General features: G+C 73.6%; 7 protein-coding genes and 1 pseudogene. 4 read left to right on the top strand and 4 right to left on the bottom strand.

What is annotated here, in order from left to right:
* Positions 1-24: 24 nt before the first annotated feature.
* Positions 25-780: a MerR family transcriptional regulator gene (locus tag E4P41_RS00810; protein WP_135138967.1), complete on the bottom strand. Its 756-nt coding sequence runs from the start codon at positions 778-780 to the stop codon at positions 25-27.
* A 62-nt stretch (positions 781-842) separates the two neighbouring features.
* Between E4P41_RS00810 and E4P41_RS22935 the strand changes: the two are divergent.
* Both E4P41_RS22935 and E4P41_RS22515 read left to right on the top strand, forming a co-directional pair.
* Positions 843-1,250, top strand: a pseudogene (locus E4P41_RS22935) (DUF664 domain-containing protein); the annotation flags it as partial.
* A gap of 244 nt (positions 1,251-1,494) precedes the next feature.
* Positions 1,495-2,409, top strand: a complete 915-nt coding sequence (locus E4P41_RS22515; RefSeq protein ID WP_209307453.1) for a haloalkane dehalogenase — start codon at positions 1,495-1,497, stop codon at positions 2,407-2,409.
* Positions 2,410-2,647: 238 nt separating this feature from the next.
* Here the strand turns inward: E4P41_RS22515 and E4P41_RS00795 are convergent, their stop codons facing one another.
* On the bottom strand, positions 2,648-3,250 hold the full coding sequence (locus E4P41_RS00795) for a TMEM165/GDT1 family protein (RefSeq protein WP_245177018.1): 603 nt from the start codon (positions 3,248-3,250) through the stop codon (positions 2,648-2,650).
* A gap of 276 nt (positions 3,251-3,526) precedes the next feature.
* Between E4P41_RS00795 and E4P41_RS00790 the strand changes: the two genes are divergently transcribed.
* Complete coding sequence (locus E4P41_RS00790; protein ID WP_245177017.1) at positions 3,527-4,675, top strand: MFS transporter; 1,149 nt, start codon at positions 3,527-3,529, stop codon at positions 4,673-4,675.
* A gap of 61 nt (positions 4,676-4,736) precedes the next feature.
* Here the strand turns inward: E4P41_RS00790 and E4P41_RS00785 are convergent, their stop codons facing one another.
* Positions 4,737-4,943, bottom strand: a complete 207-nt coding sequence (locus E4P41_RS00785) for a helix-turn-helix domain-containing protein (protein WP_209307452.1) — start codon at positions 4,941-4,943, stop codon at positions 4,737-4,739.
* Between the two features lie 116 nt (positions 4,944-5,059).
* Between E4P41_RS00785 and E4P41_RS00780 the strand changes: the two genes are divergently transcribed.
* Positions 5,060-5,566, top strand: a complete 507-nt coding sequence (locus E4P41_RS00780) for a GNAT family N-acetyltransferase (protein ID WP_135138966.1) — start codon at positions 5,060-5,062, stop codon at positions 5,564-5,566.
* A 40-nt stretch (positions 5,567-5,606) separates the two neighbouring features.
* Here E4P41_RS00780 and E4P41_RS00775 read toward each other — a convergent pair whose 3' ends face one another.
* Complete coding sequence (locus E4P41_RS00775; protein ID WP_245177016.1) at positions 5,607-6,098, bottom strand: GNAT family N-acetyltransferase; 492 nt, start codon at positions 6,096-6,098, stop codon at positions 5,607-5,609.
* Between the last annotated feature and the right edge of the window lie 411 nt (positions 6,099-6,509).

Raw genomic sequence — 6,509 nt, 5'->3', positions numbered from 1 at the left:
CGAGTTCGTCGCTCTCGGCGGGGTTCAGCCGGCCTGGCGGGCGGCGTTGGCCTGGACGGCGGTGCTCACGTACTGGGCCAGGCCGGGCGCGACCCGCTCGTAGTACGCGGTGAACCGCTCGTCCTCGACGTACATCCGGCCCAGGCCGGCGTGCATCGCCGGCGGGCAGTCGTAGAAGTTGCGCTGGATCGACCGCCGGTGCTCCTCGGCGAGGTCCATCGCCTGCGGCGAGTCGGCCGGGACGCCGGACCGCAGCGCCTCGGCGAAGCGGCGCTCGACGTCGTCCCCCTCGGCCTTGATCCGCAGCCAGTCGTCCTTGGTGTAGCCGCGGGTGCGCCGCTGGGACTGCGCCCAGGCCTCGCTGTCGCCCCACCGCTGCTCGGCCTCGGCCTCGTACTCCTCGGGGAGCCAGTCACCGAACAGCTCGAACTTCTCCTCCGGGGTCAGGTCGATCCCCATGGTCCGTGCCTCCATCTCCTTCTCCACGGCCGCGACCATCGCCCGCGTGCGCTCGAGCCGGTCGAGCAGCAGCCGGTGCTGACGGCGCAGGTGCTCGGCCGGGTCGGCGTCCGGGTCGTCGAGCAGGGTCGCGACCTCTTCGAGGGGGAAGCCGAGCTCGCGGTAGAGCAGCACCCGGTGGAGTCGCTCCAGGTCCGCCGGCGCGTACTGCCGGTAGCCGCTCGCCGTCCGGCCGGACGGCGAGAGCAGCCCGATCCGGTCGTAGTGGTGCAGCGTCCGGACGGTCACCCCGGCGAGCGCCGCCACCTCGCCCACGTGCATCGGCCGCCTCCTCCCTAACACCGACAGTGCACAGCCTGACGTCGCGTCAGGGTCAAGCGCGAATGTCGGCCGCATCCGGCAGGCCGGCCCGCCTGCAGGGGCCCGCGCCGAGCTGGCGAGGCGTGGGGGGCAGGCGGGTCCTTCTGCTCCTGGCCAAGCTCGACGGCCTCGACGAGTACGCCGTCCGGCGGCCGATGACGCCGACCGGAACGAACCTGCTGGGGCTGGTCAAGCACGTCGCCTACGTGCAGTTGGGCTACTTCGGCGAGGTCTTCGGCCGGCCGAGCCGCCGCGCCTACCCGTGGGACGACGGCGGCGAGCCGGACGCCGACATGTGGGCGACCGCGGAGGAGAGCCGGGCGGACGTCGTCGAGCTGTACCGGTTCTCCGCCGCGCACGCCGACGCGACGATCGCGGCGCTGCCGCTGGACGCCGTCGGCACGGTGCCCTGGTGGCGGGAGGAGCGGCGGAACCCGACGCTGCACACGCTCCTCGTGCACGTCTGCGTGGAGGTGGCCCGGCATGCGAGGCCCGCCTGCAGGGGCCGGCGCCGAGCTGGCGAGGCCTGGGGGGCAAGCGGGTCCTTCTGCTGCCCGAGCGCAGCCGGGCGGAGTGGGCGGTTCTCCGCGATCGGGTGGAGGCCGCCGCGCAGCAGGCCGGCGGGCTCCCGACCTCGAGCGGTGCCGCGCCGGGGGATGGGTGAGGATCCTCGGCATGGCCGCCGACGTCTCCCCCGACGACCCGTTCCCCCGCCGGCGCATCCGCGTGGACCGGCGGGCCGACGGCACCCTCGAGATGGCCTACGTCGAGGTCGGCGAGGGCGGGGTGGGGCGGAACACCATCGTCTTCCTGCACGGCAACCCCACGTCGTCCTACCTGTGGCGCAACGTCCTCCCCCACGTGCAGCACCTCGGCCGCTGCCTGGCGCCGGACCTGATCGGCATGGGGGAGTCGGACAAGCTGCCCGACCCGGGCCCGGGCACCTACTCCTTCTCCGCCCACGCGGGCTTCCTCGAGCGCTTCCTCGAGCAGGTCGGCGCCACCGAGCGGGTCGTCTTCGTGCTGCACGACTGGGGTTCGGCGCTCGGCTTCGACTGGGCGCACCGACACCCGGGCGCCGTCCGCGGCCTGGCCTTCACCGAGGCGCTGGTCACCCCGCTGACCTGGGCCGACTGGCCGGCCGCCGCGCGCAAGGTCTTCCGCACCATGCGCGGCCCGGACGGCGAGGCCGCGGTGCTGGAGAACAACGTCTTCGTCGACCGGATACTGCCGGCGTCGGTTGCCCGCGGCCTGCCCCCTGAGGCACACGACCGCTACCGCGAGCCCTTCGTCGAGCCCGGACACCGCTGGCCCACGCTGGAGTGGCCGCGGCAGCTGCCGATCGAAAACGTGCCGCCGCGGGTTCGCGACGTCGTCTCCCGGTACGGCCAGTGGCTGCGCACCAGCGACGTCCCGAAGCTCTTCCTGAACGCCGACCCCGGCTCGATCCTGGTCGGCCGGCAGCGGGCGTTCGTCCGCAAGTGGGCGGCGCTGACCGAGGTCACCGTGCCCGGCTCGCACTTCGTGCCGGAGGACTCCCCGCACGAGATCGGCCGGGCGCTGGCCGACTGGATTCCGACGCTGCGCTGACCCGGGCGGATCACCCCGTTGCCGGTTCTCCTCGTGCTCTGCGGGTGCTGCAGCACCGGCGAGGCACGGAATCAGCCGGCAATGGCCGAGGTCGGCGATCTCCGCGCGCGCCACCTCGCTGACGTCGATCGGCGCGGCCCCGTCCCGGGCAGGCCCCGTCCAGAGGCTCGCCGCGAGCTTGCGAGCGGTGAGGGGGGCGGGGTCCTTCTCCGAGGGGTGGGGAAGACGGGGTCCTTGTTCAACCGGCCAGGATGCGAACGGTCTCGACCGCGGCGACCACCGCGAACGCGAGGAACAGCACCGCGGCCACCCGGCGGATCAGCGCCACCGGCAACCGATCGGCCAGCTTCCTGCCGAGGAACACGGCCAGCCCCGAGACGGTGAGCAGCGCGGCCCAGGCCCCGACGAACACCGAGACCGGAGCGTCGAGGCGCGCGGCCAGCCCGGCGGTGGCCAGCTGCGAGAGGTCGCCCCACTCCGCGGCGAACAGGACGCCGAACGAGATTGCCGCCGCGCGCAGGAAGGAGGTGTTCTCGTGGGTGTCGGCGGCCTCCTCGACGTCCTCCGGGCCGCTGGCCGCGCTACGCCACAGCAGCACCGCGCCGACGAGGAAGAGGACCGCGACGACCCCGCTGACCAGCGCCTCGGGGAGCAGGGAGAGCAGTCTGCCGGCGGTGACCGCGATCGCCACCTGCAGGCCGAACGCCGTCCCGACGCCGACGAAGACCGGCAGCGGACGGAAGCGGGTGGCCAGGACCAGGCTGGCGAACAGCGTCTTGTCCGGCAGCTCGACGGGCAGCACCAGGACGAACGCGGTCGCGACGACGGTCAGGGACAGCACGGGTGGTCTCTCTTCCGCTCGGCACTGCCGGGCGGGTGCGGGCAGCCTCCGACCGGCAGCGTGGGCACGCTGCTCTGGTCGAAGGTCTCGCCCACCCACGCCGGTGCGTGGGCCCGCCGGCCGGGCGCCCAGGGGCGCCAGCATGTCGACCGGCGGTCGAGGGGCTACTCCCCTTCTTGGCGGGAGAGCCTAGTCGAGCGCAGCCGGGGAACCCGGTGCGGACGGGGGGTGACCCGCGCTACGGTCCGCGCCATGCCGTTCCGTTGACGCCCGGCCATGACCGCCCTGCCGCCCGCCGCCCGGCCGCTGGCCCGGCTGGCCGTGGGCTGGACCGCGCTGTCGGAGCTGGTGCCCTTCTACCCGCTCTACGCGCTGCTCTTCCTCGACACGGGGCTCTCCGCCGCCGACGTCTCGCTACTGTTCGCGTTCTGGTCGGTCTCCGCGGTGCTCACCGAGGTGCCGGCCGGTGCGCTGGCCGACCGGTGGTCCCGCCGCGGGGCTCTCGTCGTGGGCGGCGTCCTGGAGGCGGCTGCCTTCGTCGTGTGGACCGTGACACCCTCGCTCGCCGGGTTCGCCGCCGGCTTCGCCGTCTGGGGGATCGCGAGCGCGCTGGTCTCGGGCACGGTCGAGGCGCTGGTCTACGACGGGCTGGCCGACGTCGGCGCCGAGGCGGCCTTCGCCCGGGTGAACGGCTGGATGACCTCGGCCGAGCTGCTCGTCCAGGTGCCGACGGCCGCCGCGGCCAGCCTGCTCTACGCCCTCGGCGGGTACCCACTGGTGGGCTGGGTGAGTGCGGCCGTCTGCCTGGCCTGGGCGGTGCTGGCCCTGCGGTTCCCGGAGCCCCCGCGCGAGCCGGACGGCGGGTCGCTGTTCGCCACCCTCCGCCGGGGGGTGGCCGACGTCGTGCACGTTCCGGTCCTCCGGCTGACCGTGCTCGCGGTCGCGCTGGTCGGAGGGCTGGATGCCGTCGAGGAGTACTTCCCCGTGCTGGCCGGCGACGGCGGGGTGCCGACGGTCGCCGTCCCGGTGGTCGTGCTGGGCATCGCGCTGGCGGGGGCGCTCGGCGCGGCGCTGGGCGGCCGGGCCGACCGGCTGCCCGACCGCGCGCTGGCGGCGCTGCTGACCCTCGCCGGCGTGCTGCTCGGGGCGGTGGCCGTGGTCCCCGGCCCGGCGGCGCTGGCCGTGGTGGCCGTCGCCTACGGGCTCTACCTGGTCGTGCTGGTCGTCGCGGAGGCGCGGCTGCAGGCGCGGATCGAGAGCACCCGCCGGACGACGGTCACCTCGGTCGCCGGCCTGGGCGTCGAGCTCGGCGGCCTCCTGGTCTTCGCCGTCTGGGCGGTGGGCGGCGTGGTCGCGGTGGCGGTGCTCGTGATGGCCGTCGTCCCGGTGGTCGCCATCGGGCTGCGGCGACCGGCGCTCAGGTGACCACTGCGGCGGCGGGTGCGGTCGAGGAGCCGCGCGAGGTGTCGGTCGTCCGATCCGGCCCTCAGCCGACCGGGTGGGCCGCGCCGGCCTCGCGCGCCGCCCCGGCCTGCTGCAGGTACGCCGACGGGGTCGTGCCGACCACCGCCCGGAAGTCGCGGCTGAAGTGCGCCTGGTCGAACCAGCCCAGCGACGCCGCCAGTCCCGCCAGGTCGTCGGTCCCGTCGTCGATCGCGGCCGCCGCGTCCTGCAGGCGGTACCCAGCGAGCACGGCCTTCCGGCAGGCCGACGTAGGGGGCGAAAAGCCGCTGCAGCGACCGGGTGCTCGTCTATCAACGCAGCACTCACTCGTGCGGTTGAGCAGGCGCGCGAGACGCTCACGCGCGATTGACGGTGCACTTCTGGTCCGAGCGGCTCGACCCCGAGCAGCACGACGTCCGTGGCTTCAGCTGCGGTGAGCCGTCGCTGGACACGTGGCGGCGGGAGCAGGCCGTTCCCGCCGCCGCTCGCTGCACAGCTCGAACGTGGGTCTGGGTGGATGAGGGCAATGCGGTCGTGGGCTACTGCGCACTGGCCGCTCACAAGGTCGCTCGCGAAGACGTTCCGAACAGGATCGGTCGGGGCGGACTCGTCGAGATCCCGGCGGTGCTGCTGGCTCGCCTCGCCCGGTCCGAGTCACTACGCGGACAGGAGCTCGGTGCAGTGCTCGTCGCCGACGCGCTCCAGCGGGTCGGCGATGCGACCCAGACGGTGGCAACGCGACTCGTCGTCGATGCCCTGTACGAGCGGATCGCCCGGTTCTACGAGTTGCTCGGTTTCCGCCGCATTCCCGATAGCTCGCTGCTGGTCCAGAAGGTCTCCGACATCGAGGCGGCGCTGAGAGAACCGGGCTGAGCGTCCCGCAGGGCCATCCTGTACTGGGAAGAGCAGGAGATCACAGGTGCAGCTTGAGACCCTCGTGCGAGGCCACGAACCCGAGCCGGGCGTAGAACCGGTGCGCGTCAGTGCGTGACCGGTCGGTGGTCAACTGCACCAGGGCGCAACCGCGGCGCTGCGCTTCGGCGATCGCCCACTCGAACATCGCGGCTCCGAGCCCCCGGCCGCGGTGGTCCTCTCCCACCCGCACTGCCTCGATCTGAGCGCGCAGCGCGCCGCGACGCGCCAGTCCAGGCAGCAAGCTCAGCTGCATGGTGGCGATCAACGCCTCGCCGTCGTCGGCGACGAGCAGGAGATGGGCGGGGTCCGCGTTCACGGCGTCAAACGCGTGCAGGTAGGGCTGCAGGTCCTCGTTGCCCGTCATGCCGTCGCGGGTAGCGCCGAGCTGGTCGGCAGCCAGCAGCGCCACGATGGCGGGCACGTCGTCTACCACGGCTTCGCGGAGCATCACCGTGGAGTCCCGTAGGGGCAGCTGCACCGGCAGGCTCACATGTACAGCATGCCCAGCCCGTCGCCGCTTGAGCACGAGGGGTCGTCCTCGTATGCCGGTCGGCTCGCGAGACACCGGCGCCAGGCTGCCGAGACCGCGTGACCTTCGCCGCAGCGGGTTCGGCTCGCGGGACGTGCTTCGAGGGTGCAGTGCGAAGCACGGCACCCGATCATCATGTGACACGGCTCCCGGTGGTGGGGTGGAACGGGGGTCGCGCCGGTCCGTGCGAGGCTTACCCGACACCGGATCCCAGGAGTGCCCGGCTGTGCCGTCGACGACCGAAGCGTTCGAGGTCGCACGGGGCCGGTTGTTCGCGCTGGCCTACCGCATGTCCGGCACACACCTCAGCCGGGGACCCCGGCTTCCTTGACCCGCCAGCGGCCCGCTGTCCCGCTGTCCCGCTGTCCCGCT

It is taken from the genome of Geodermatophilus sp. DF01-2, from assembly GCF_004571065.1.
GTDB lineage: Bacteria > Actinomycetota > Actinomycetes > Mycobacteriales > Geodermatophilaceae > Geodermatophilus.
This window is presented reverse-complemented; position numbering and strand designations above follow the sequence as displayed.

Excerpts from the sequence above, each read along its gene's own strand:
- E4P41_RS00810 (WP_135138967.1), bottom strand. The coding sequence starts at position 780 with ATGCACGTGGGCGAGGTGGCGGCGCTCGCCGGGGTGACCGTCCGGACG.
- E4P41_RS22515 (WP_209307453.1), top strand. The coding sequence starts at position 1,495 with ATGGCCGCCGACGTCTCCCCCGACGACCCGTTCCCCCGCCGGCGCATC.
- E4P41_RS00790 (WP_245177017.1), top strand. The coding sequence starts at position 3,527 with ATGACCGCCCTGCCGCCCGCCGCCCGGCCGCTGGCCCGGCTGGCCGTG.